At 32.9% G+C, this 26747-nt stretch carries 22 protein-coding genes; 9 read left to right on the top strand and 13 right to left on the bottom strand.

Annotation, left to right across the window (positions count from 1 at the left end; all coding sequences use genetic code 11):
- Window positions 1-44: 44 nt before the first annotated feature.
- The 5 genes from ABDW27_RS13585 to ABDW27_RS13565 form a co-directional block, all read right to left on the bottom strand.
- Window positions 45-1076 carry an asparaginase gene (locus ABDW27_RS13585; RefSeq protein ID WP_343696398.1) on the bottom strand — a complete coding sequence of 344 codons (1032 nt, stop codon included), beginning with the start codon at window positions 1074-1076 and terminating at the stop codon, window positions 45-47.
- Window positions 1066-2202, bottom strand: a complete 1137-nt coding sequence (locus ABDW27_RS13580; protein ID WP_343696397.1) for a 1-acyl-sn-glycerol-3-phosphate acyltransferase — start codon at window positions 2200-2202, stop codon at window positions 1066-1068. Before ABDW27_RS13580 ends, ABDW27_RS13585 begins: the two co-directional genes overlap by 11 nt.
- 63 nt (window positions 2203-2265) lie before the next feature.
- On the bottom strand, window positions 2266-3045 hold the full coding sequence (locus ABDW27_RS13575; RefSeq protein WP_343696396.1) for a TatD family hydrolase: 780 nt from the start codon (window positions 3043-3045) through the stop codon (window positions 2266-2268).
- A 195-nt stretch (window positions 3046-3240) separates the two neighbouring features.
- Window positions 3241-3963 (bottom strand): tetratricopeptide repeat protein, encoded by a 723-nt coding sequence (locus ABDW27_RS13570; RefSeq protein ID WP_343696395.1) that lies wholly within the window; start codon window positions 3961-3963, stop codon window positions 3241-3243.
- 2 nt (window positions 3964-3965) lie between these two features.
- Window positions 3966-4550 (bottom strand): sigma-70 family RNA polymerase sigma factor, encoded by a 585-nt coding sequence (locus ABDW27_RS13565; RefSeq protein ID WP_343696394.1) that lies wholly within the window; start codon window positions 4548-4550, stop codon window positions 3966-3968.
- Between the two features lie 130 nt (window positions 4551-4680).
- Between ABDW27_RS13565 and ABDW27_RS13560 the strand changes: the two genes are divergently transcribed.
- The 8 genes from ABDW27_RS13560 (at window position 4681) to ABDW27_RS13525 (ending at window position 14149) form a co-directional block, all read left to right on the top strand.
- Window positions 4681-4980 carry a hypothetical protein gene (locus ABDW27_RS13560; protein WP_343696393.1) on the top strand — a complete coding sequence of 100 codons (300 nt, stop codon included), beginning with the start codon at window positions 4681-4683 and terminating at the stop codon, window positions 4978-4980.
- Window positions 4981-5170: 190 nt separating this feature from the next.
- Window positions 5171-6157: a hypothetical protein gene (locus ABDW27_RS13555; protein ID WP_343696392.1), complete on the top strand. Its 987-nt coding sequence runs from the start codon at window positions 5171-5173 to the stop codon at window positions 6155-6157.
- A gap of 111 nt (window positions 6158-6268) precedes the next feature.
- On the top strand, window positions 6269-8221 hold the full coding sequence (locus ABDW27_RS13550) for a PKD domain-containing protein (RefSeq protein ID WP_343696391.1): 1953 nt from the start codon (window positions 6269-6271) through the stop codon (window positions 8219-8221).
- Window positions 8222-8289: 68 nt separating this feature from the next.
- Window positions 8290-10983, top strand: a complete 2694-nt coding sequence (locus ABDW27_RS13545) for a CHAT domain-containing protein (RefSeq protein ID WP_343696390.1) — start codon at window positions 8290-8292, stop codon at window positions 10981-10983.
- Window positions 10935-11372 carry a retropepsin-like aspartic protease gene (locus ABDW27_RS13540; RefSeq protein WP_073413292.1) on the top strand — a complete coding sequence of 146 codons (438 nt, stop codon included), beginning with the start codon at window positions 10935-10937 and terminating at the stop codon, window positions 11370-11372. Before ABDW27_RS13545 ends, ABDW27_RS13540 begins: the two co-directional genes overlap by 49 nt.
- A gap of 157 nt (window positions 11373-11529) precedes the next feature.
- Window positions 11530-12498, top strand: coding sequence for a glycosyltransferase family 2 protein (locus ABDW27_RS13535; protein WP_343696389.1), 969 nt, complete (start codon window positions 11530-11532; stop codon window positions 12496-12498).
- Entirely contained in the window at window positions 12498-13478 is a 981-nt protein-coding gene (locus ABDW27_RS13530; RefSeq protein WP_343696388.1) for a UbiA family prenyltransferase, read from the top strand. Before ABDW27_RS13535 ends, ABDW27_RS13530 begins: the two co-directional genes overlap by 1 nt.
- Complete coding sequence (locus ABDW27_RS13525; protein ID WP_073413297.1) at window positions 13475-14149, top strand: hypothetical protein; 675 nt, start codon at window positions 13475-13477, stop codon at window positions 14147-14149. Before ABDW27_RS13530 ends, ABDW27_RS13525 begins: the two co-directional genes overlap by 4 nt.
- A 29-nt stretch (window positions 14150-14178) precedes the next feature.
- Here ABDW27_RS13525 and ABDW27_RS13520 read toward each other — a convergent pair whose 3' ends face one another.
- The 6 genes from ABDW27_RS13520 to ABDW27_RS13495 all read right to left on the bottom strand — a co-directional run bounded on the left by ABDW27_RS13520 (window position 14179) and on the right by ABDW27_RS13495 (window position 22272).
- Entirely contained in the window at window positions 14179-15060 is an 882-nt protein-coding gene (locus ABDW27_RS13520; protein ID WP_343696387.1) for a Wzz/FepE/Etk N-terminal domain-containing protein, read from the bottom strand.
- A 225-nt stretch (window positions 15061-15285) separates the two neighbouring features.
- Window positions 15286-18462, bottom strand: a complete 3177-nt coding sequence (locus tag ABDW27_RS13515; RefSeq protein ID WP_343696386.1) for an efflux RND transporter permease subunit — start codon at window positions 18460-18462, stop codon at window positions 15286-15288.
- A gap of 138 nt (window positions 18463-18600) precedes the next feature.
- Window positions 18601-19668 (bottom strand): efflux RND transporter periplasmic adaptor subunit, encoded by a 1068-nt coding sequence (locus ABDW27_RS13510; protein WP_343696385.1) that lies wholly within the window; start codon window positions 19666-19668, stop codon window positions 18601-18603.
- 9 nt (window positions 19669-19677) lie between these two features.
- Entirely contained in the window at window positions 19678-21012 is a 1335-nt protein-coding gene (locus tag ABDW27_RS13505; RefSeq protein ID WP_343696384.1) for a TolC family protein, read from the bottom strand.
- Window positions 21013-21042: 30 nt separating this feature from the next.
- Window positions 21043-21642, bottom strand: coding sequence for a TetR/AcrR family transcriptional regulator (locus ABDW27_RS13500; RefSeq protein ID WP_343696383.1), 600 nt, complete (start codon window positions 21640-21642; stop codon window positions 21043-21045).
- Window positions 21643-21750: 108 nt separating this feature from the next.
- Window positions 21751-22272, bottom strand: coding sequence for a YceI family protein (locus ABDW27_RS13495; RefSeq protein ID WP_343696382.1), 522 nt, complete (start codon window positions 22270-22272; stop codon window positions 21751-21753).
- A gap of 270 nt (window positions 22273-22542) precedes the next feature.
- Here ABDW27_RS13495 and ABDW27_RS13490 point away from each other — a divergent pair, with 270 nt between their 5' ends.
- Complete coding sequence (locus ABDW27_RS13490; protein ID WP_343696381.1) at window positions 22543-23517, top strand: polyprenyl synthetase family protein; 975 nt, start codon at window positions 22543-22545, stop codon at window positions 23515-23517.
- A 128-nt stretch (window positions 23518-23645) separates the two neighbouring features.
- Here the strand turns inward: ABDW27_RS13490 and ABDW27_RS13485 are convergent, their stop codons facing one another.
- A complete protein-coding gene (locus ABDW27_RS13485; protein ID WP_343696380.1) occupies window positions 23646-25511 on the bottom strand; it encodes a trehalase family glycosidase in 1866 nt (621 codons plus the stop codon).
- On the bottom strand, window positions 25501-26721 hold the full coding sequence (locus ABDW27_RS13480; RefSeq protein WP_343696379.1) for an MFS transporter: 1221 nt from the start codon (window positions 26719-26721) through the stop codon (window positions 25501-25503). The genes ABDW27_RS13485 and ABDW27_RS13480 overlap by 11 nt, the downstream gene beginning before the upstream one ends.
- Window positions 26722-26747 lie beyond the last annotated feature (26 nt).

The following is a 26747-nucleotide window of genomic DNA, read 5'->3' as shown; positions in this document are numbered from 1 at the left end:
AAAGTTTGAGAAAAATTGGAATTTGGAATTTTTATATTGGAATTTTATAGCGAGATTTCCCCGCGAAGCGCAGTTTCAAAAATATCTTTAAACTCGTTTTGTGGAATATTATGTCCAAGCAAGTACATCAATTTTGTAATTGCAGCTTCTGTAGTAATATCTTTTCCAGAAATAACTCCAAGCGATTTTAAAGCCGTACTTGTTTCGTATTGTCCCATATTTACGCTTCCGCCTGAACATTGCGTTACGTTTACGATATGCATTCCGGATTTGATTGCTTTTTCTATTAAGTTTAAAAACCAATCTTCGGTTGGAGCGTTTCCTGAACCGTACGTTTCTAAAACAATTCCGCGCAAACCCGGAGTTGCCAAGATTGAAGCCAAAACCACTTCGCTCATTCCCGGAAACATTTTTATAATCGCAACGTGATTGTCTAAGTTTTTGTGAACAATCAGTTTAGCATCTTTATTTATTGGAAGAAATAAATGTGAATTTAATTTTAAATGAACGCCAGATTCTACCAATTCAGGATAATTTGGCGCTGTAAAAGCTCTAAAATGTTCTGCATTTACTTTTGAAGTTCGGTTTCCTCGGTATAATTTATATTCAAAATAAAGAGAAACTTCATTAATAACAGGTTTTCCATTTTCCTGAAGAGAAGCTATTTGAATCGCTGTAATTAGGTTTTCTTTGGCATCGGTACGCAAATCCCCAATTGGTAACTGAGATCCGGTAAAAACAACTGGTTTTGATAAATTCTCCAGCATAAAACTCAATGCCGAAGCCGAATATGACATCGTATCTGATCCGTGAAGAACCACAAAACCGTCATAAGAAGTGTAATTTTCCTCAATAATTGTGGCAATTTTTGTCCACATTTTTGGATTCATGTTAGATGAATCTATAGGATTTTCAAAAGAAACCGATTCGATTTCACAATCTAATTGTTTGATTTCGGGAATCTTCTGTATTAATTTACTAAAGTTGAATGCTTTAAGCGCTCCTGTTTCAAAGTCTTTGCTCATACCGATGGTTCCTCCGGTATAAATCAAAAGTATTTTAGCTTTAGATGACATCTTGGTATTTTAATTTATTGACAACCGGATTGGCGTACATGGCCAAAAATCCTTGTCTGGTAACTGGATTATCGCTTCCGATACGCATTTCTAAACGACGCTCAAAAAGCTGCTTTTCGCTTTCTTTATATTTGTCAGCAAATCGGTCCGTTTCGTTTAAAATGTCATAAGCAATAAAATTAGTCGGCCATAATTGGTAGTTTTTCAGAATAATATCATCGATAGTCTGTGCCAGTGCCAAAACTTGTTTGTTTGCATTGTCGTTTTCAGCTACAATCTGGTCGATTTCTGTATCCAGAACATCGCCGACAGAAATATGAATTCTTTTCTTAGTTCCCATGATACCGCTAATGATATTCATGAAATCTTCGTTTTTATCTTTTACATAAACTTCGTTGTTGGCTTCTGCCATTAATTGCGGCATTTTCAACATATCAGTCGGGTCATATTCGTATGAAATAGAAACCGGAACTATTTTTAATTTCTTAAAATAATTCATTAAATCTTCTTCATCAGAAGCCATTCCAATCATTTTTAAAACTCCAGGATTGGTTTCATCATTTCCGTCTTTGGTTCTTCCTTCTTTCTGGGCAATCCAAACCGAACGATTTTCGCGAAGTAATAATTGTCCCATATATTCTGAAAGCAATTTAGAACTTTGCAGCATTTCTCGAGGAGATAATCCTCTTAAAACCAAAAAGTTTCTATTTAGTTTTGCCAATGTTGCCAAAAAAGCTTTCTTCACTAAATTATCTCCAATTGCAGATGCTGTCATAACCAAACCATGTTCGAACAAACAAACATTAAGCAAAGTAGTATCTAGTAGAATGTCTCTGTGATTTGAGATAAACAAATAAGAAGTATTGGGTTCCAGTTTTTCAAAACCTGAAGTTGTAAGCCCTTCTGAGCTTTTCTCTAAAACCTTTTGTATGGTGTGATAAATAAAATTGCATTGAAAATCACGAATCGAATGTGTTTTCTTAAGCTGATCCTTCCAAACCTCATCTTCTACTTCCGGAAAGGTGAAATTCATCATGGTTTTCATCATTGGATGATTTACAACATCATGAAGTGCTTCATTTATTTCGGAATCATAAAACGGTCGAATGGCATCAAATTTCTGCATTATCTATAGTGATTTAAGTGGGCAAAAGAACAAAAAAAAATTTAGATTAAAGTAACGATTAGATTAAATCCCAAAAACGTCTTTTGAATTTTGGGTTGTTATTGCTGCGATTTCATTCTCAGAAACTTCATAAATAGCTGCCAGTTTTGAAATTACATTTACTAAATAACTGCTCTCATTTCGTTTTCCTCTATACGGAATTGGCGCTAAATAAGGCGAATCTGTTTCAAGCACAATATGTTTTAAATCGATTTGGTTTAAAAACTGATCTATTTTTCCGTTCTTGAATGTTACCACGCCGCCAATTCCTAATTTCATATTGTAAGAAATCGCTTGTTGGGCTTGTAATAAAGTTCCGGAAAAACAATGAAAAATCCCAAATAAATCTTCAGATTTTTCTTCTTCCAAAATTTCAAAGATTTCATCAAAAGCTTCACGGCAATGAATTACAATGGGCAATTTGTATTGTTTTGCCAATTGAATTTGTCTTTTAAAAGCAATTTGCTGTTCTTTTAAATGTGTTTTATCCCAATACAAATCGATTCCGATTTCGCCTACAGCGTAGAATTTTCTTTTTGATAATTCGGTTTCAACATGTGCTAATTCTTCCTCGTAATTATCTTTCACGTAAGTGGGATGCAAACCCATCATCAGGAAAATATTATCGGGATAGTTTTTCTCTAAATCGTACATCGATTGTGTCGCCGCGGCGTCGATTGCAGGAATAAAAAAACGTGTAATTCCGGCATCAATGGCACGTTGAATCATTTCGTCACGATCCTGATCAAACTCTTCAGAATATAAATGTGTGTGTGTATCGGTAATAATAGATGTTGAATTCAAGGCTGTAATTTTAAAATGCCAAAATTACGACAATATTAAAAGAATAACAATTGCGGGTTTATTGGCACACGGATTTTGCGGATTCACTTCGTGAAGGCGCGGATGAAAACGGATTTTTATATAAAACAAAAAATCGCAAAGCGTTTTAAACTTTGCGAATCTCTGTGTAGATCTTTGTGTCTCTTTGCGGAATCCCTAATCCAGCTGATGCAAAAGTTCTTCAACCTGATCATATCCTTCGTAATCTTCAGAAATACTTTCGAGAATTTGTTTGCAGGCTTCGTAATCTTTTTGTTTTAGTTTAGATAAAGCCAGATACCAAACAGCTTTTTCTTTATAGGCAGAACTTCCTGCTTTTAATTGATTAAAAACAGCTTCGGCTTTTAAATAATGGCTTTCTTCTAAAAGTGAAACACCATAAAAAAACTGAATTTCGGCTGTTTTTTGTTTTTCTAAAACGGCTTCAAAAAGCGGAATTGCTTTATTATATGTCTTTTTATTATAAGCAGTTTCGGCTTTTTTTAAAGTTTCATCAACGGTTCCTCTTACTGTAAAAGAAGCTTGTTCGGGATTATTATAATCTGCAAAAACAGGATTTTGGTTGTAATTGAAAAAGAATAGTCCGAATAAAACCGCAACCGAAGCCGCAACCGCTAAATACCAAGGCTTTAAACCAATAACTTTTGTTTTTTTGCCGAAATGCTGTTCTGAAATTTGAGTTAAATTCTCTTTAAAGGCTTGTCTTTCCTGTTCAATTCCGAATTTATTTGCCAATTGAAACTGCACATCTTTGAAAATCTCAAACTGCGAAGCAAATTCAGGATCTTCTAACAATTGTCTTTCAAAATCATTTTTGCCCTCAATCGTTAATTCACCCTGAAGATATTCATCAAATAATATATAGCGTTCTTCGTTCATGACTAATTGTTTTTTAAAGAATTAAAGTTTTTTGCTTCCTGAATCCACTGCGTTAACTGGCCAATACAAAGCGACTTTTTTTTACGTACATATCCGTATGTTACGTTTAGTTTTTCGGCCACTTCTTCCATCGATTTAATTTCAAAACTCAGCTTTAATAACTCTTTGCATTTATCTCCTAATTTTTGGAACATAGTCTCAAAAAGCTGTTGTTTTTCATCAAATTCTTCGGTTTGTCCAATAAGCTCACCTGCAGATTCATTGATAGATAAAACATCTTCAATAATTGTTACCCCTTTGTTGGATGTTTTTTTCAGTTCGTTCAGCCATTTTCTTTTACACAAAAGAAAAAAGTACGCATCAAACGGACAGGTTAACTGCAGCGAATTGGCTTTGGCCTGATTAAAAAGCAAAATCAAAACTTCCTGAACAACATCCTGAGCCTGATCTCTATCGCCGGAATTGTTCATGATGAACAAAACGACTTTAGGAACGAACTTTTTATAAATAGACTGAATGACTGCCGAATTGTTTGCGGCAAGTCCGTCAATATACATTTGGTCAGGATGCACTTTAGTTTTACTCATAAAAAAACTTTTAATCAGATAAAGTTAAAAAAGAATCTCAAATAAATTTCAAATAAAAGGGTAACAATTATCAATTGCAGTTGATATAAGGAAACAAAATTCTTTTAAAAGAGTTAAAAATTAAGAGAAAATGGAAACCTGTCAATTTACAAACGAAAAGACTTTAGATCAATTCTACAAAATGATATCTGCCAAAACCCGAAATGGCTTTGTAATCGTAGAGCATAACGAGAAACTACCTTATGTTGTTTTATGCCGCGAGAAAAAAATTGTAAAACATTCTCTTCATTTCTTTCTGACCTGTCTCACTTTCGGACTTTGGTCAATTGTCTGGATCTATTTAATTATTACGCTTTCGCGGAAAACAAACATTCTCGTGGCTGTCGATGAAGACGGAAATCTCTTTGAAGACAAATGTCTCTCGGCATAAATCAAAAAAATAAAAATCTAGGGGTAACAAATAAAAACCAAAGTTGATATAAGCCTGTAAGAACATTTAAAAATATTTTTTTGAAAACAGAGGTAACAATATCAAACCGTAATTGATATAAGAATGTAATTAATAACCAAATCTGAAAAACCGCTTGATAATCAAGACAGATTTATAAAAACTAGAAATTATGAACACAAATTTTAAAACTATCGGACTTTTATTTCTATTGTTATTTTCCTTTGTAAGCTGCGATAACAGCGATGGCGATGATAAAGAAACTATTCTGCCTCCAACTGCGGCAGCCTTTAAAAGCATTAACGAAAAAGGAGTTAAAAGAAATACACAGAACTTTACCATTACTGCCGGAGATGGTATGGTAACACTTACATCTGCAAAAGGTGTAAAATTGAACATTAACGGCGACTGCCTTACTAAAAACGGAAATCCTGTTACCGGAGAAGTTAATATCGAATATATAGAACTTTTTGACAAAGGAAACATGCTGGTTACCAACAAACCAACTATGGGACTTACTGCTGACGGAAAGAAAAACCTTTTGATTTCGGGTGGAGAGTTTTTTATTAAAGCAACTCAAGGCGGTGTTGAACTACAAACTTCTTGTTATATGAGTTTAGTGGTTCCAACTGCGCTAACTGACGGTTATGACAATTTAATGACTTTGTGGACCGGTGCAATTGATGAAAAAGGAGAACTGGCCTGGAGAGAAGCAAAAGCAAATGCTGACGGAACCGGAGGTAAAGGCGGAGTTCAAGGCGAAGGAAACAATTATTATGTAACTTTTGGAAACTTTGGATGGACAAATGTTGACCGTTTTTACAGCGATCCAAGACCAAAAACAACTCTTTTAGTTGACGTTCCAGAAGGATTCAACAATACAAATAGTGCCGTTTATCTTTCTTATGATGGAGAAGGAACAAACGCTCTTGCAAAATTAGACACTTATACTGCCGAAGGATTATTTAGTGAACACTACGGCCAAATTCCAATTGGTCTTGCTTGTCACATCATTTTCGCGACAGAAGATAATGGAAACTGGAGATACGCAATAAAAGGAGTGACAATATCTGCAAATGCCGTTTACACCTTTACACTAGCCGAAACAACAGTCGGTACCGAAGCTCAATTAGTTGCTGCAATTAATGCCATACAGTAACTTATAAATGCTTTTTTTAAGAAAAAGTGATGATTTGCTCATCACTTTTTTTTACATTTAAACCTGTTTTGAAATTGATTATGATGATTTTAAGACTAAAACTATCTAGTTATGAAACCACAACTGTCTATTTTCTTGATTCTATTTTCGATTTTTTCAATAGGACAAACCAAAGTAAAAGACACCATAACCCGAAGAGCCAATATTGGTTTTATCCAAAACGGAAATGCTGTAAATTTTAAACCCGAAACGCCGCCGCTGATTCCAATTGCGGGTGCGCCAAAACCAAGTTATTCTTATTTATGGGAACTCGGCGACGGGCATTACAGCAAAGAAGCAGAACCAAAACATGTTTACAAAAACAAAGGAACTTACACGACAAGACTTGCTGTAACCAACAATTACGACAACGGAAAACCTCCGGCAACTCGCCCGAAGAAAGTTGCTGTAAATGATATTACAGACACTAATTATAAAGACATTGCTTCGATTGCAGATCAAAATGGTTTTGCGATTTTAAAAAACTGCGATCCTATTCCGGAACAGGAAATGGTAGTCGTAGTAAGTTATCAAAATCTGGAGAATTATGTTTCTAACGGAAAGCTGTATTTATTTTATAATGAGAAACAATTTAAACATAATAACTTCGAATTAAGTGACTTTAGAACGTATGCAAACGAACGCGAAGTAAAAGAAAATTTAGTCGCTTCGGTCGATGATCTTGACGATTCGAATAATTTTGTGGCTTCCGCCGAAAACAATTTCAAACTTAAAAAATACCGAAATACAACTACCGAAGAAGATCTTGACGATTCGCTTTTAGACGCTCATAAAACGTATCATAATGTTTCGGTTTTAGAATTTGATGATGCCAATCCAGGAGAAACACGCAATGTTTTTTATACGTTTAAAACAACGCCCGAAATGATAAAAGATACGAGCGCAACAGTTACGATGCGTGGTATTTTTGTTCCGAATCGAAGTTATAAAAACCATAAGATTAAAAACCTAGAAATGGAAATCGTTACGTCTCACGATCCGAATAAAATGGGTTCTAACGGACGTTTTATGAATTACAGATTAGTTCGTTTTAAAAGAGTGAATTTTAAAACCCGTTTTCAGAATAATGGCGAAGGTCCGGCGAGAAAAATTCGTTTAGAAACTGATGTTCCGGATATGTTTGACAAAAAAACTTTCCAGATCGAAAGCATGTATCCAGAATGTCCCATTTGTCCAAAAGGAGAAGAACCAACCGTGAGTTGTCTCGATACAATTATCAAACAAAAACAGATAATTTTTACCTTTAAGAATATTTATCTTCCGGGAACGGAGCAAAAAAATGTAAAAGAAAAAGATTCAACAAAAGGCTTCGTAAAATATTCGATGAAGTTTGGCGAAGATTTCCATAAAGTAAAAACCAAAAGCCGGACTTCGATTATTTTCGATAAAAATGAACCTATTATTACTAATTATGCTACTACTCGATTCCTGCCGGGAATTTCAATTGGTGTAAAAGCGGGTTACAACTTTTATCCTGATTTAGACAAATCAACAAGTTATTTTTTGGGTGCGACACTTTCGCCTTTTAAATCGTATCGTTTTTACTGGCAGGTCGAATGGGTAAATGCTTTAAACCAATATAATAGTGCCATAAATGTTGTCGATCAAATAAATACAAATGCAAACGGAGTCAGACAGTTAATCCGTACGACAACGGCAACAGAAAATAAAAATATCAATTGGGAAGTTCCTGTTTTGATTCGATATAACATCAATAATTATATCGGAGTTGGAGCCGGAATTCAGGCGAACATTAATGTTTCTTCTGAACAGAATCAAAGCATACAAACTGACACTTATGAAGGCGATAAAGAATCGTTTTTAATAAGTTCTGTTATGAGTTCTAATAAGATTAAAAACACTTTTACTGATGTAAAAACCGGTCTCTTATTTGATTTAACGGCTGGTTTTGCCAGAATAGGACCAAGTTTAGGCGCGCGTTATGTGATTAATTTTGAACAGAATTTTAATTATTTTCAGGTTTATGGAATATGGAAGTTTTAGAGTTGCTACGCAGAGATTCGCAAAGGTTACACAGAGACACACGAAGCTTTTTTATACTTTGTGAATCTTTGCGAGAAATCTTTGCGAATCTCTGTGAAATAAAATTCAATATAAACTTATATGGTTTAATCTTCCTCTTCATAAATCTGAATGTTTTTGGACAGAGTCAGGAAGATAAAATATATAATTCAGTTGATAATTTCGTTGCTCATCCTTCCGCGAAAGCATTACAAAATTTAAACGCTGCAGAAGCTGATTTTTGGAGAAATCCAAAACCTAAAACCAAAGATGAATTCTTGGCAATTGTGGTTTTAAACTGCAATAAAGCGTATTACGAAAACCAATTTGGACAGACGCAAAATGCAATTTCTAGTTATGAAAAAGCCTGGCAAATCTATCAAAAACATAAACTAAGTAATTACGATATTATCGAATTCTGCCTGAAACCTTTAGGCAATTTATATACCGTTTTGGGCGATTATGACAGTGCCGAAAACACCATAAAACAATACTTCTTTATTGTAAATACTTCTAAAAATTATCCTGACGCACAAAAGCAAAAGTTTGCTGCAATTCTCAATTTATCTAATGTTTATCAGAGTTCCGGTAAAATTTCTTTGGCAATTGAAGTTTTAGAAAATACTCTAAAAACAGAGCAATTATCTAATTTACAAAAGGGGATTTTATGGAATAATCTTGGGAATAATTATTGGCTGGGCTCTAAACAACTTATGATAATTCGGAATTCATCTGAAAATGCAGAAAAAGCTTTTCAATCTTCGATAAAATATCTACAAAACGAAAAAGATCAATCTGAAAAATTATCAAACTCTTATCGAAATCTGGCTTCGATGAACAGGCAATGGCAGCGATTTGATATCGCCGATTCTTATATGCAAAAGGCTGAAAAGCTATTTTTAGAATCTAAAAATCAACAGCCTCGAAAACTGGGAAAATTATATTATGAAAAAGCTTTATTACTTTTTGATGAAAAAAAATATGATGAAAGTTCAAAGCAGATTTCGGCTGTTTTTCAAGTTTTAATTCCGAATTATAATTCTAAAGATATTCTTCCAAATCAAAACCAATTGTATGCCGAAACGGTTTTGATGGATGCAATTGATTTGGAAGCAGAAATTCTGAAGTTAAAACAGCCTAAAAAAGCATTAAAAGCATTTGATCTTTCTTTTTATATTGAAGATTTATTGATTAATTCGCTCGTTTACGAAAACTCAAAAATCATATCGCAATTACGATCCCGAAACCGTACTGAAAAATGTATTTCGATCTACAATAATTTATATCTAAAAGAAAAAAAAGTCCAATATTTAGAAGAAGCTTTTCAATTATCTGAAAAAACAAAATCGGGAATTTTAAAAAGTTATCGTTCGAATATTAAAAACGCTTCCGCAGAAGAAAAACAGCTTTTGCAAGAACTTCAAAATTTAAATAATGCCATTTTAAAAGAACAACAAAAAGCCGATTTAGCAGATATTTCAAAAATAAATCAATTCATAAAAAAGCAAAACGAATTGATGCTTTCGCTCAAAAAAAATCAGTCAGAAAATCAAGATTATCTTCCTGAAAAATGCGATTTAAAAGCTTTATTTTCAAAATTAGAAAATGATAAGGCGATGATGGTTTATTATTTTATGGGATTTGAAAATCAATATTATTTTACGTTGCAAAACAATCAAATTCAATTAAATCATCTTAATACTACACATACTTCAATTCCTAAAATTTTACGTTTTGTAGATTACTTTAATGAAGCAAATGCAATTACAAATGATATTTTTGGTTACAATAAGTGCGGTAAAGAAGTATTTGATATTTTGAAACTACCTAACAATTCTGTTTACCAAAACCTAATAATTGTTCCTGACGGAATTTTAAATTTTCTTCCTTTTGAGGCTTTAATTACACAGGAATCCAGCACAACAAATTTTGCCAAAATGCATTATTTACTAAATGATTTCAGGATTGCTTATAATACTTCGGCAAATATTTATCTGAATTCAAAACCTGTTTCAAAATCAGATAAAACGGTTTTGGGAGTTTTTCCGGTTTTCGAAAAAACGGCTTTTGAATTGAGTTATTCGAAGAAAGAATTAGAATCGATTCGAAGTAATTTTAAAGGCAAATATCTAGAAAATTCGAATGCTAGTTTTTCAAATTTTAAAAATAATGCTTCCAATTATTCCATTTTACATTTGAGTACACACGCATCATCTGGCGATATTGAAACTCCGGCAAGTATTAAATTTTACGATCAGGAAATTTTGTATTCTGAATTGTATAACATGCGTATAAATCCTGATTTGGTAGTTTTAAGTGCCTGCGAAACCGGAATTGGAAAGTTATATAAAGCAGAAGGCGCGATGAGCGTTGCAAGAGGTTTTCAGTTTGCGGGCGCACAGAATCTGTTGTTTTCTTTATGGAAAGTAAACGATTTTACGACTTCGGTTTTTATGTCTGATTTTTATAAAAATGTCAAAAATGATGTTTCTTATTTTGAAGCAAATTCCAACGCCAAATTGGAATATTTAAACGATAAATCAATTCCGAATGCTAAGAAATCGCCTTATTACTGGAGTTCGTTTGTGTATTACGGATCGATTTCGGCAGAAGAAAAATCAGGAAATTATATATATTATGCGATTAGCTTTTTGATTGTAATTGGCTTATTTTTGGGTTTCAATCAGTATCGAAAATGGAAAATCTTCACGAGGTTCTCAAAAAAGGGAAATATAAAAAAATAAAATTCAAGGTTACTAAAACCCAGCATCTGCAGATTAAAGCAAAAATCAACGGCATTTCGGGAAATTTTATTTTAGATACCGGAGCTTCAAATACCTGCATCGGATTTGAAAGTATCGACCGTTTTGAATTGTCTGCAAAAAAATCTAAAACAAAAGCGTCAGGAGCTGGCGCAACGGGTATGACAACGCAGATTTCTTCGCAGAATACTTTACAATTAGGAAGCTGGAAAAGTAAAGATTTTAGTATTGTGATTTTTGATCTTTCTCATGTTAATGAGGCTTTAGAATCGTATAAAGCAAAACCTGTACACGGAATTATTGGTGCCGATGTTTTATTGGAGGGAAAGGCTATTATTGATTATTTTAATCATTATTTGTATTTGAAATAGAATAAAAAATCATAAAAAGAAGTGAGTCGTATATTAAAAATTCTAACTTTTTTCATTTAAGATTCCTGATAGAGAATTATTTAGATTGGATATCTAAATAATTAATTAGATTTGTGTTCCAAAAAACAAATAAATCTAAAACCAAAAACTAACCCCATTGATTATTGCTGATTCTCCTCTTGTTTCGATTATTATCCCCACTTATAACCGTTCTTATTGTTTACAGGCTGCTATCGATGCTGCTATAAACCAGACTTATCAAAATACTGAAATCATTGTAGTTGATGATGGTTCGACGGATAATACCAAAGATGTTATATCATCTTTTGAAGATAAAGTTATATATATTCAAAAAACACATACCGGACAGGCTGACACAAGAAATGTAGGATTGCAATATGCTACAGGGGAGATTATTGCCCCACTTGATTCTGATGATATTTGGCATGACACCTATCTTGAAAAAAGTATTGAATATATGCTTGAACATAAACTAGATTTATTTTTTTCAAATTGGGAACTCCATTCTTTTAATTCACATCATGTAAACATTTTTCCTCATTTTATTAAAAACAACAATATTCCAAATCAAGGCTGTTATGTTTTTGATTATAAAGAGTTTAGAAAACTTTTACTGGTTGATTCTATTGCTCCCAGCTCTGGTTTAATAGTAAAGAAATCTTCCATTCCTTTTGGATGGAATAATCAGGTAAATATTGGTGACGACTGGGTTTTGCAACTCGAAATGGTTTTTAAAAATTTGAATTGTAGAGTTGGTTTTACTAAAGAGGTTTTTTGGAAAAAAAATCGAGATACAACTAATGTTAGTGATGGCAGAAAAGGGATTACTTTTAGAAAATTACATCTTAAAGATTTAAATCTCGTGATTTTTGAGTTTAGTTCTTTGATGAGTAAGCATGAACGGGAAATGATTGATTTGAAAATCATTCAAAATAAAATTTTAGTGACCTATTTATCCTTATCGGAAGGCAGTATGAGCAGAGAAATAGGACACTTGCTTGTACACATTGTTAAACAGCCTCTTTTATTTTTCATTGCTTTAAAAAGAGGAATTCAAAAACAGATTAGTAGAAAAAATTACCAACTTACCTTTGTTAAGAGTTAATGAGTTTTTTTAAACATATCCGCATTGCTACCTGGTGGTTTAAACTACCTCCTTTTTTAGTACTTATCTATTTGTATTTTATCAAAGAAAATATAACTGATTTTGGGCGCGAGATTTTTCTTATCTTGTTTCTTTTATCCGGGGTAGTAACTATTGCTATATTCGCAAGTTTGATTAATAATTACTACGATCAGGAAGATGATGCTGTCGCGGGAAAAGAAAATAAGATGACAAATCTTAGCAAAACCCAACAGTATTTAGCTTTAGGAAGCATTATATCATTTGGAATTTTATTCTCTTTTTTAATATTTCCTAATTTATATGCTTTAGTATTTTATTGGCTAAGCTGGTTTTGCTTTTATCTTTATTCCTGCAAAAAATTTCGACTAAAAGAAAAGCGGTATCTGGGTATTATTTTTGACGGATTAGGATCTCAATTTTTCCCTTCGCTTTTTATTTTTTCTTTTTTATATGCGGGTAATATCGAGAATCATTTGGTTTGGATAATCAGCGGGAGTTTTTGGATGACTTCGGCCTTTGGAATGAGGTCATTGATTATTCATCAATATGATGATTATGAAAATGATTTAAAAGCCGGTGTTTCTACTTTTGTAAACAATACAGTTCAATTACCTAGAAATTTGTTTAAAGGATTTGTTTTGTTTCTGGAAATTATATCTTTTATAATATTTGTTTGGGGAATAGACTGGCATATTTTCGTGTTTCCTATTTTAATTTATGGTATCATACTCGCTATATTTAAAGTTGCTTTAAACATAAAATTTTATTTTTTTGAACCACTTCAAAATCAAAAATCCAGAAGTTTATTTTTTGATTTTTACATAACAATTCTCCCTTTTACACTTTTGGGATTACTTACTTTTAAAAATCATCAAAATGGAATTTTATTGGTGGTTTCTATTATCCTGTTTAATGTACCTACTTTGTTTAATGTTATTAAATTTTTTAAATTAAAATGAAATATACTTTTTTCTATATCTGTGGAACTTTTGGAGAACTTTTTTGGGTATTAGCTTATATGCTCATAATTTATAGAGGATTAAAAGACAAAAGTTATGGGATGCCGCTTGTACCGCTTGCTTTAAATTTAGGTGTAGAATTTGTTTTTTCTTTTTGTGACAGATTCAATTTATTATTTAGTTATACCTGGTTTTTACTGGATCTGGGTATTGTCTATACTTATTTTAAATATGGATATCCTTCGTTTAAAAAATATTATCGTTTAGAAAAAACGCAATGGTATGTTATAAGTATATTGGCCTTAATACTTGGTATTCTAATTAACTATTATGGACATGAGTTTTTTGCTCATCTTTTACCAGAACTTCATGATAATCATATTAGTATTTTCTTCTCTGTATTAACATGTATCTTTATGTCGATATGCAGATTGGCGATGTTTTTTCAGCGTGAAAATTCAGAAGGACAGTCTTTTATAATTGCAAGCGTAATAATGATAGGTAATTTTTTATGCTTTTTTCAAATCGTAGCTACCTCTACTCTGTATATATGGACAAATCCGCTAATGAGATTAATTTTATTGATTATCGTTGTTACTGATACCTATTGTGCAATATTACTTTATAGACAACTTACAAAAGAAGGAATAAATCCGTGGAAAAGATTGTAATTTTTTCCTTCTTTGGTAATTATGATAATTTATTTGATCACAATATTTGTGTCTAATTTGTAATTTTTTAAAAATGCAATAGCTACTCCAATACATAAACCCAATAAAATAAAACCAGTAAAAACTTTAGGTATTGAAGGTTCACTATTGGCAGCAGGAATTTGTGGCTTTTGTAAAACCTGAATAGTTGGGGTATCTTCTTGTATTTTTATTTTCATTTGTATTACCGATGCGGATAAACTATTTTGTATTTCATTTTTTATCGCTTCATTTTTAGAAGAGTCCTCTTCAACGTTTTTTATTAAGTTTTCTAAAAACCGTAAATCCTGACGGGATTTTTCGGTGCGGTATTTTGTAATATAATCTATTAGATAAGTCATTGTAAAATTAGCAATATCTGCTGCAACTATTGGATCTTGCATTTTTGCAGTTACAAAAACCATATTATTTTTTTTAACTGGATTTATTACTATTCTATTTTGAATATCCTGAATAATACCAGCTTTATTTTTCAAATTGAGATCATAATAAGATTTAAAACTCATCTTTTTATTTGAGCTTGTTGTTACTTTTTTATTAAGAATATAATCGTAAAAGTCAGTTGTATTTAGAATTTCCGGATAAAGTTCCGGGCTGGTAATTTCGGTGTTGAACAAATCAACGTTTCCGTTATATTTTTTTAATAACTGATTTATACCCGCTATGCCATTCGAAGCTTTATATGAAACTTCAGGCATAATTTTACCAACGGAAATATATTCTTTAGGAGTAATAAATATATATACAGAACTAATAATTAAAAAAAACAAAGTGCTTAACAAAATTATTTTGTATTCCTTTTGTAAAACAGCAAATATTGAACTTAAAGAGATTGACCAGTATTCATTGTTTTCTTCTGTTATATGTGTCATGCTTTTTTAATTAAATTGTAATACCAAATTCTACAAGTTCATCATTATGTAATTTATTCGAAAGAGACATATATGATAACTAAATCAAAGATGCTTAAAAATTATTGCATTTACTAATATTATTTAAGGCCTCTTATTGACTTTTAACTTCTCAAAAGTCAGTCATTAAAAAATCCCAAACTCCTTTCGGAATTTGGGATTTTTTCGTCTAAAATTAAATCAAAATTAATGGGTATGTTTAGGATTAAAACCGTCTTCGCTTAATTCTGTTGGCTCGTAATCAGCAACCATTTCAGCTTCGTAATCGATTTTTTCTCCTTTAGAGAATTTCTGAATTAATTTCTCCATGATATTATAAATTACAGGAACCACAATTAAGGTTAGGAATAATGAAGAAATTAATCCTCCAATAATTACCCAGGCTAATCCGTTTTTCCATTCTGCTCCTGCTCCTTTTGCCAATGCAATTGGGAACATACCAAACACCATCGCAATTGTTGTCATCAAGATCGGACGTAAACGAGCGTGGTTTGCCTGAATTAAGGCGTTTCTAATAGATTCTCCTGCGGCTCTTCTTTGGTTCGTATAATCGACAAGCATGATCGCATTCTTACACACCAGACCAATCAACATAATGATACCTAAAATCGTAAAGATATTTAATGAATTGTTTGTTAAAGCCAGTGCTAACATCGCTCCAATGAACGAAAGCGGAATAGCAAACAATACCACAAATGGGTGTGCGAAACTGTCATACAAACTCACCATTACAAGGTAAACCAAAATAATAGCGGCCAATAAAGCGATTCCTAAAGTACCAAATCCTTCAGACTGGTTTTCCTGGTCTCCACCCCAAATATAATTTACTCCGGCTGGTTTATCTAATTTATCCAGTTTTGCCTGCCATTGCTGAACAATTGTTCCTGATGGAACCCCAACGTTTTGTCCTTTTACTGTTACAGACGCAGATTTATCTCTACGCTCTAACTGGCTAGGTCCAGAACCTTCAGTAATATCAGCAAACTGAGACAATTTAATCTGCTGTCCTGCATTGTTTATGAAAATCAAATTACTTACATCAGTAATACTTTTTCTATCAAATGCATTATATCTAATGTTGATATCGTACTCATATTCTCCAGCTCTGTATTTACCGTCAGTGTTACCACTAAAAGCAGTCTGCATGGTTAAACCAACTGTTTGAAGTGTTAATCCTAAAGCAGCCATTTTATCACGGTCAACTTTTACGTTAATTTCAGGATTTCCGTCTTCAACCGTTAATTTAATCTCTGTTGTTCCAGGAATTGTACGTAATTCTGCTTCCGCTTTTTTAGCAAATGCCATTGCAGCTTCTGTTGAAGGACCTGTTACAATTAATCCTAATGTAGCATCTTCGGCAGTACCTAAGATACCTACTGGAACTGTTTTTACTTTTGCACCAACTAATACTTTTTCAAGTTTACGTTTGATTTTTGCAGCGTAAACATTCGCATCATCAGTACGATCTTTTTGTTCGATCATTTTTACGTCAATCTCCGCTTTGTATGCTGTTGCCTGCGATGCCCCAAAACCTTCAGATGTTTGTCCAACAGTTGTAATTTGGCTGTGAACATATTCCTGAGATTTTAAGAAAGCTTCTGCTTTTTGCGTCATGAAGTTGGTTTGCTCTAATGAAGCATCTTTTGGCATCTCAATTTGAACTAAGAATTCACCACTATCAGAAGAAGCGAAGAACTCTCCTCCGATGAAACCTCCGCCCATTAATCCAACAGTCGAAGCAAAGAATAATATAATTACAACTATGAAAGTCTTAATATAATGATCTAAACACCAAGTCAATAAATGAGAAACCCAGTTAGTGAAACGTGTTAAATAGTTTTCGAAACCAAGAATAATTCTTCCAAATAAATTCTTTCCTTCAATATGCTCTAATTTTCCGAAACGAGAAGACAACCAAGGAATAATTGTAAACGAAGCTAAAAGAGATAACATCGTTGAGATAATTACCGTAACACAGAATTGCGTGATGATGTTTGATACTAAACCAGAACTCATTGCGATAGGCAAGAACACAACCACAATTACTAAAGTAATCGAAGTTACTGTACCACCAATTTCTGCTGTACCATCATACGATGCACGAATTCGGCTTTTACCCATTTCCATGTGCCTGTAAATGTTCTCGAGTACCACAATCGCGTCATCCACAAGAATACCAACAACGAGAGATAATCCAAGTAAACTCATTAAGTTTAAGGTATATCCCATTAAATAAATTCCGATAAAAGTTGCAATCAACGATGCAGGAATCGAAACCATTACAATTAATGAGTTTCTAATACTGTGAAGGAAGAACAACATTACAAATGCTACCAGAATTACGGCAATCAATAAATCGTGTACAACAGAATCTGCTGCTTCAAGAGTAAAGATTGTACTATCTTTTGCAACTTCTAATTTCAACTGATTTTTTGCATAATCTTTTTCAAGAGTTGCAATTGTTTTCAATAATTGCTCACTTACCGCAACGGCATTTGCATCAGATTGTTTAATAATTTGTAAAACAATCGCACTTTTTTGATCTACACGAGATATTTTTTCAGCAATTTTCTGTGTATCCTGAACGTCTGCAATTTCGCCTAAACGAATCTGGATTCCATTTTGAGAAGAAACTACAAGGTTTCTTAATTCTTCAACACTTTTATATTTACCCGCTAAACGAATTAATATTTTTTGATTACGGGTCTGGATGTTTCCTGTTGGGAAATCTAAGTTCGACGTCAAAATATTTTGTTGTACCTGAGGAACAGATAATCCGTAACCCTGCATTTTTACAGCATCAAGATTTACCTGAATTTCACGCTCAGAACCACCAATAATATTTACCTGAGCAACACCTTGTACACGAGATAAAATAGGAGCAATTTTTTTGTCAATTAAGTCATAAAATTCTGCTTCATCCATTTTACCATTCGCACCAAGCGTCATAATAGGTAAATCACTCAATGAGAATTTAGTCAATGACGGTGGATCAGCATCATCTGGCAAATCACTAATAATGGCATTAATTTTTCGCTGAGCATCGTTTAAAGAGAAATCGACCTTAGCGTTTGATGTTAGTGTAATCGAAACGATAGACAAACTTTCGTAAGATTTAGAATCAATTTTCTTGACATTTTCTAAAGACGCAATCGCATCTTCAATTTTCTTTGTAACCGTATTTTCTACCTCACTTGGAGAAGCTCCAGGATAAACAGTAGTAATTGTAATAACGTTTTGTTCAAATTTCGGGATCAGCTCATAACCTAACTGGCTGTAGCTGAACAATCCACCAAGTGTCAGAATTGTAAACAATACAATTACCAACGACGGACGTTTTATGGATATTTCGGCTAATTTCATATTTTTTTAATGCTATAGGCTTTAGGCTGTAGGCTTTAAGCTTTAAGGTTTAATTTCATATTTTTTAATGCTATAAGCTGTAGGCTGTAGGCTTTAAGCTTTTGAATTGCTTAAAGCCTACAGCTTATTGCTTAAAGCCTACTTAATAATTTCTACTGTATTTCCGTCTTGTAAGTTAATCTGACCTGTAACAATTACTTTTTCACCATCAGATAAACCTTTGATAATTTCCACTTTATCACCCAAAATTCTTCCTGCAACTACCTTTCTTAATTTTGCAACACCGTTTTCTGCAACAAAGATTTCGTTACTGTTCACACTTCCTACGAATGCATTTCTAGGAACAACCATCAAGTTTTGTTTTTGTTGGTTTGATGCGAAGTTCGCAGTTCCGTACATACCTGCTTTTAAGTCGTTGTTTGCATTGTTTGTGATTTCAATTTCAACTGGGAAATTTAAAGAAGCATCCGCTTTTGAAGCAATAAAAGTAATTTTTCCAGAGAAATTTTTATCAGGATAAACACTAGCTGTTACATTAATATGATCTCCTACTTTTAAGCTTGCAACCTGATTTTCATTTACCGTAACTACTAATTTTAATTTAGAAACGTTTACGATATCAAATAAAGCAGTAGCTGGCATTCCTGCTAAAATAGATCCCGGTTCAATGTATTTTTTATTGATAAATCCGTTGATTGGTGCTTTTACTTTAGTATCGCCAACATTGATGTTTGCTTGTTTTAAATTAGATTCTGCATTTGTTAAAGCTAACTTTGCCTGATCCAATTGCTGCTTTGTAACACCGCCGGTTTTAAAAGCGTTTTCGTATCTGCTGTAATCAGATTTAGCATTTTGATATACCGCCTGTGCTTGTTGAGCGCTTACATTAATAACATCTCCTCTTACTGTTAATAATGTTTGTCCAACTCTTACATAGTCCCCTTCTTTAGCTAAAACGCTGATCACTTTTCCAGATTTTTCTGCAGAGAAAGTTAACTCCTGAATTGGCTGAAAGTTTCCGTTTGCAACGAAATCTAATGAAACTTCTTCTGTTTTTACCGGAGATATTTTTACTGAAACCGCCGCATTTTTTTCAGCTACGATATCTGTTTTCTCCTTGTTCTTTTTCTTATTATTATTTAAGACATATCCAATTACACCCAAAGATGCAATTATGATTACGATTGTTATAATAGTTTTCTTCATTGTAATTAGTTATTTAATAAGAGATTTAAGTTCGCCTTTTGATTTGATTAGAGATATTTCGGCAATTTTATAATTTAAAACTGCTCTTGTATAATTATTTTGAGCTTCAAGTGATGCATTTTCAGCATCTAATAAATCGGTTAAAGATGCTAATCCCTGAAGGTAATTGTTTTTGGTGTTGCTTAAAATTTCAGTTGCCAAACGCATATTTTCTTTTTGATTTTCGATCGTAACAAGATTGTTTTCGATTTGCGCCATTGCATTTCTATAATCTAAATCAAGAGAAAGTTTTGTGTCTTTTATGTCTTCCTGAAGCGATCTGATTTGTACATCTGCCTGTCTTACTTTTGCACGAGTTCCAAAACCTGTAAAGATTGGTACGTGTAAGTTTAATCCAATTGCAGAGAAATCTGACCAGTAAACTCCATCTTTTGGTTTTGCAAACCAAGGAAATTCAGGACCCTGACCAATATAATTGTATCCTGCAGTTAAAGAAAGAGTTGGATAATAGGCTGCTTCTGCCGCTTTTTTATTGAAAACTAAAAGCTCCTCTTGTTTTTTCAAAAGTTTGTATTCTGTTCTGTTTTCAATATTTGGTTCTTGCGTTAAGGCTGCCGGAACAACTTCAAATTCTTCTTTTGGCATATCGATTTGAGATTCGATCGGCATTCCCATATAAAACTTCAAAGCATTTTCCTGTAGTGTAATTTGATTTTTAATCTGCTGACGTTCAGTGTCAATGTTTGACATTTTTACAACAATACGATCTAAGTCTATTTTTTTAGCCAAACCATTATCAAACTGACCTTTTACGATATCACGAACTTTTGTTGTGTTTACGTAATTGCTGTCTAATAAAGTTAGTCTTTCTTTTTGTACATAAACTGAATAGTAGTTATTTGCAACTCTTTCAATAACTTGTTCTTCTGTTAACTGATCGTTGATTTGGTAAAACTCACGTGTTGTTCTGGCTGCTTTTAATCCTGTAAAAACAGATTGATCAAACAAAGCCTGTGTTAAAGAAAGTCCCGCAGTTGAAGTCCATTTTTGACCAAATGCTGCCTGAATTGTAGTTCCCGGTGCACCAAATCCTGCTCCGTCAATAACTGTTGTTTGAATTATCGGATTATAAGTTAAGTTTCCGTTTGCACTAATTTGCGGCAAAGCTCTCGAACGCACTTCCTGAATTTGATACTCGCTATTTTCAACCTGAAGCTTTGCTTTTTTAGCATCGGCTTTATTTTGAAGCGCATAATTAACTGCGTCTTTTAAAGTTAAGGTAGTTACCTGTGCGTTGACCGAAAGGCCAATTGTGCACAAAAATATAAGAACTATTCTTTTCATATGTAGTTAAATATTATTTATTGATGATGATTATGATTTTACTTTTTTAAGTTGTTTTTCAAGCTCGGCTATTCCTTTTTCTGTTGCCATAGCCCGGGTATGATATTCTAATGCTTCTAATTCTATTCTTTGTGCTTCACTTTCAGAAACTGTATTTTCGTTAATATGAAAAATTAAGGTGTAGTAAAACTTCACATAAACCTCAACATTTAGTTCGCTTCTGTATAATCCTTCGCGAATTCCTTTTTCGATATTATCTCTAAAACATTGCGTACACTGCTCAATTTCGATGGATAGTATATTTTGGTAAATCTCAGGATAATGTTTTTTCAACTGGTAAATTGGAGAAGTATCAATGTTGTTTTTAAACATATCACGAAACATTTCTCTAATCTCAAAGTTTTCATGAATCGCATTATAATTCTTTGCAATAATGGTGTCCATAATTTCGTGAACTTGTTTATGAACCATTGAAGTGCTTTCTTCGATTAAAACTTCCTTATTGCAGAAATACTTGTAAATCGTTTTTTTTGAAATACACATTTCTCCAGCAATGTCATCCATCGTAACACTCTTAAAACCAAGCTTTAAAAAAAGTTCGCTTGCTTTTGATATTATTTTCTCTTTCATTTTGATTTTCCCAATTGTATTACAAATATAAATAGGAAACTAAAATTTAAAAAATAGTTTCCGTTGTTTTTGTAATAATTTTACATTAATTTATTCAATATATAAGATTTATATGCTGAATTCTAAATTTGCGATCAGCTTAATATCTTTTCCAAGAGCTAAACCTCCATTGTGCTGAAAAGAATTATAATCTAAACCGAAATCCTGACGTTTAATGTCGCCTTTAATTTCAAAAGCTACTTTCTTTTGTCCGTTATAAGTATTCACACCAATAAATTCTGCATCAAGTTCAACCACTTTGGTTACATCTTTTATGGTTAAATCTCCTTTAATGAAATTTATGTTGTTGTTTACTTTTTGAAATGAAGTCGATTTAAAGCTGATGATTGGATGTTCATCCGCATCAAAAAAATCCTGAAGCTGTAAATAGGAATCTACCTTCTGGAAACTTTCGTTTTTATTATTAATATCAAGTGAAAACTCTACCGATGCATCTTCAATTTCATTATCTTCAAGACTCACATAACCGCCAAATTTATTTGTAGCTCCTCCTAAATAAGCAATTTTTGAATGTCTCATTTTAATTAAAACATCTGATTGTGTAGAATCTAAGGTCCATGTTGTTTTCATAACTATCTGATTTAATGAGTTTATATTTATTTAAAACTCTATACGGAAACTTTTATAGTGTTGTCAGTTTCCATTTAATGCTGCAAATATATACAGGAAACTCTAAACACCAAAAAAGTTTCCGTGTTTTTTTTGAAATAATTTTAAAACCCTAAGAATTAACGCTTTTGAGGGTTATTTTGAATGGAAACTCTCTTTTTAAAATTTTAGGAAAGAAATAATTCATATTTGAATTGTATCTTTGAAGCTCGTAAATCAGAATTTCATTTTATGCACAATATAAGTCAGTACCAGGATTTTTTTATTGAATATTTAAGTAAACAAGACATCCATAAAGAACCCGTAAATCTTTACGAACCTATTGAATACATTTTAGGACTTGGCGGAAAACGTATGCGTCCAGTACTTACTTTAATGGCCGCAGAGGTTTTTGATACTGATTATAAAGTGGCGCTTCCGGCAGCAATGGCGGTTGAAGTTTTTCATAATTTCTCTCTTGTTCATGATGATATTATGGATGATGCGCCTTTGCGAAGAGGACAAGTTACGGTTCATGAAAAATGGAATTTAAACACCGGAATTCTTTCTGGCGATACCATGTTAATTCTTGCGTATCAATATTTTGAGCAATATGAACCCGAAGTTTTTAGAGATCTTGCGAAACTTTTCAGCAAAACAGCGCTTGAAGTTTGTGAAGGACAGCAATGGGATGTTGATTTTGAAACCCGAAAAGATGTTACAATTCCTGAATATCTGAAAATGATAGAATATAAAACAGCTGTTTTAGTTGCTGCAGCCATGAAAATGGGTGCAATTGTGGCCAAAACTTCTGAAAAAGAAGCTGATTTAATTTATGATTTCGGATTAAATTTAGGTTTGGCTTTTCAATTACAAGATGACTTTTTGGATGCTTTTGGTGATCCGGAAACTTTTGGAAAACAAGTTGGCGGTGATATCATCGAAAACAAAAAAACCTATTTATACTTAAAAGCTTTAGAATTTTCATCTGAAGAAAAAGCTTCAAAATTACAAAAATTATTCAGCTTACAATTAGAAGATAATTCAGAAAAAATAGAAACTGCAAAAGCTATTTTTAACGAATCAGGAGCTTCAAAAGCTACTCAGGAAGCGATCGAAATGTATACTTTTAAAGCTTTTGAAACTTTAGAAAAATTAGACATTAATGCTGAAAAGAAAACTATTCTGAGAACTTTTGGAGAGAATTTAATGGGCAGAAAAGTTTAGTTTTTTTGCCACAGATTAAAAAGATTTTCACAGATTTAATCCTTGAAATCTTTTTAATCTGTGGCATTACTTACACATAGAAAACCCGACAGGTTTTAAAAACCTGTCGGGTTTATCGTTTACGGGTATTAAAAAAGTTCATCAGGATCAACTAAATCTGATAATTTTTGTTTTAAATCCTCTTCTAAAATCGTCAAACCGAATTGATATGAAGCGTTCATCCATCCAAAACCTTCTTCGGTTATGTAATTAAACTCCGTTCCTACGTTTCCGTATTCTGCGAAGATTTTGTGGGAGCTTATCGATAAATCAAACTTTTCGGGAATTGTTCCATTATAATCAACCGCGTTTCTGGTAATCAGCCAAAGCCAGCGATACACCATTTCCTGTGCTTCTTCGTTAAAATTATAATTCAGCAAACCTTCCCATAAAAGCATTTGATGCGGCGCCCAGCCAAATGGATAATCCCATTGTCTTGTTGGCGAATTATCATCAAAACCGGCGATAGATTCTTTGGTACTTCCAGAAATTCCGCCTTTCATTTTAAATTTTGAAAGTGTTTTTTTAATCAAAATATCGGCTTGTTCGGGCGTACTTATTTTTGCCCAAAGCGGATAAAAAGTTGTCGCAGCATCAAAAACATGCTGTTTTTCGTTTACAAAATCATAATCGAAATAAATTCCCTTTTCTTGATTCCATAACAATTTGTTTATTTTTTCTTTTCTTGAAGAAGCTTTTTGCTGCCAATATTCACTTGAAAAAGATTTATCCTCAAAATACTGAAATTCATTTTTAAAGTATTTTTGAATCAAAAAAGCAATATCTGTTTCGTATTTATAAAGCAAACTATTAATTGCAACGGTATTCAAATTAGCACAAACTCCAACCAATCTATGAGTTGTATCGTGTCCGCTTTCACGCATGCTTCGGTCGTGCGTAAAATACTTATCAAGCTCAGGATCAACGATTTCTCTTTCGAGATATTTCTTTTCAAATTCACGGGTTGAGAGATTATATTTTGGCGCGTATTGTTCCAGAATATCATCAAAATGTCCTTCTTCAACCTCAAACGGAAGTCCGATTCCTTCTGCTTTATAACGATTTAAACCATTTGCAGTAAGTCTTTTTCCTTCTTCCATCCAAACCGTTAAATATTCTTTTATGGCAGTTTTTAAATGTCTTTCAATCCAAAAAATATCCGGATTTGACTTTTCTAAAACATCCATAATTAAAGATGTATAAAGCGGCGGCTGCGTTCGGGTTAAGTAATAACTGCGGTTGGCATTTAAAATTTTTCCGTAATGATCTATTTGATATTTGAAGTTTTCGGCAATGCCCAAAGCAAGGTCAATTTTATCATCAATCAAAAGTCCTTTGGCAATAAAATAACTGTCCCAGCCGTACATTTCGTTGAATCTTCCGCCGGGAACGACAAACGGAACGCCCGAAATTTCATTGTTTTTTATTTGAAGTGCCAAAGCCAAAATTCCCGGTTTTTTGTTCAGCGATAAAACATATTCAGGAGTAATATTTTTCGGCAATTGCAACACTTTTAATTTTGGCGTTGTAGCTTCTAATTTTTTGAAATAATCAAAAACAATTTCGTCTCCAAAAGGCACATATAAATAGGCAAATTCATTTTCGATTTTATCGTCTTCCAGAATTTTCTTTACGCCTGTTGCGTCAATTGTTCGTGTAAGTCCATTCCAGTATAAATCTTTTATTTTTCTTGAGATGCGTTTTACAGGATCTTCGGTAATTTCATTCAAATCAATTTCTGCAAATTCTGTATTGTTTTTTTTAGCCAAAGCCAATTCCTGCAATAGATTTGAAAGCTGATACGTTCCTTTAATTTCTACCGGATTTCCATCCAAATCGTACAGCAAAAAGTTTTTGGGACCGTTGTCATCAATCGTAATTTTTTTATCACCGTCAGTATCTTCCTGAGCCAATAATTTTTCGATGGTTTGGGTTATATGTAGTCTAAATTTCATCTTTTGCAGTTATTTTTTTAAGAATAAAAAAGGAGATCAGTAACAAAGTCATCGGAATTAAGGTGAAATAAAAAGCTTTTTCAGGTCCTTCGTTTTTAAAAAGCCAGCCTGTTATTCTGGATCCTAATGTTCCGCCAAGTGCAGAAAAAATCACGATTAATCCGGTCATTGAACTTTGCAGATTCTTTGGTAAAGCGCTTAATACAATCGAATTTAACAACGGATAAATAGGTGCAATAAACAATCCAATTAAAGGAAATGCGAAACCAATTAACGGAATATCTGAAAGTGTCTCGATGTTTTTTACTTCTAATCCAACTGTTTTTGGAAGTACAAATGTTACCAAAAGCATAGCGGAAATAATGCAAAAAGTCAACACCCAAATCCAGTTTACTTTTTTGGTTACAATTCCGGCAATCAATCTTCCGATTGCTAGTGAAACTGCTAAAATACTGGCCATCATTATGCTGATATTTTCCGGCAGATGAAGCACTTTTGTATTAAATGTTGGCAGCCACGAAAGTATTCCCTGCTCGATCATTACAAATAAAAACACGCTGATTACAAAAATAACGGTCAGCAGTTTTGCCATCAATTTGAACATCTGCAGGAAATCATCTTTTAGGTTTGCTCCTGCTGCAGCTTCGGTTTCTTCAAATTTTATAAAAAGTAAAAACAGAAATGACAAAAATGATAATCCGGCTAATAACCAATATACATTTAGCCATGAATTGGGATCATTTTCATTATTAAACGCCGGAAATAAAAAATAGGCCAGCGCAATTCCTACCATAAAAAATCCTTCAATACTGCTCATTAAGGCGTTGTGTTCTTTTTTGGTTTCGGTTACCGTTCCTATTAAGGAATAAACAGAAACTTTTATCAAAGCAAATGAAACTCCAACGGTTGCAAAAAGAATTTTGGCACTGTCAAACGAGTTTCCAAAATACATAGAAATACAGGCCAAAGTCACTAAACTCAATCCTATTAACATGGCTTTTCTATAGCCAATTCGGGGCAAAAAAGAGGCTATAAAAAAGGATACAATAGCAATTGGCATGTCTTTAAAGGCTTCTAAAATACTCGCCTGAACTTCATCGACTCCGTAATTTTTCTGTGATTTTAAAATCACTATTCCTACGCTGTTTAATAAAATGGCGAAGACAAAATAATTGAGGTAAAGTGAGATTTTAATTCCTATGTTTTTCATTTGTATTTTGTATTTTTTGGCACGTA

Origin of the sequence: Flavobacterium sp. (assembly GCF_039595935.1) — a bacterium.
In the GTDB taxonomy this organism is placed as follows: Bacteria; Bacteroidota; Bacteroidia; order Flavobacteriales; family Flavobacteriaceae; genus Flavobacterium.
This window is presented reverse-complemented; position numbering and strand designations above follow the sequence as displayed.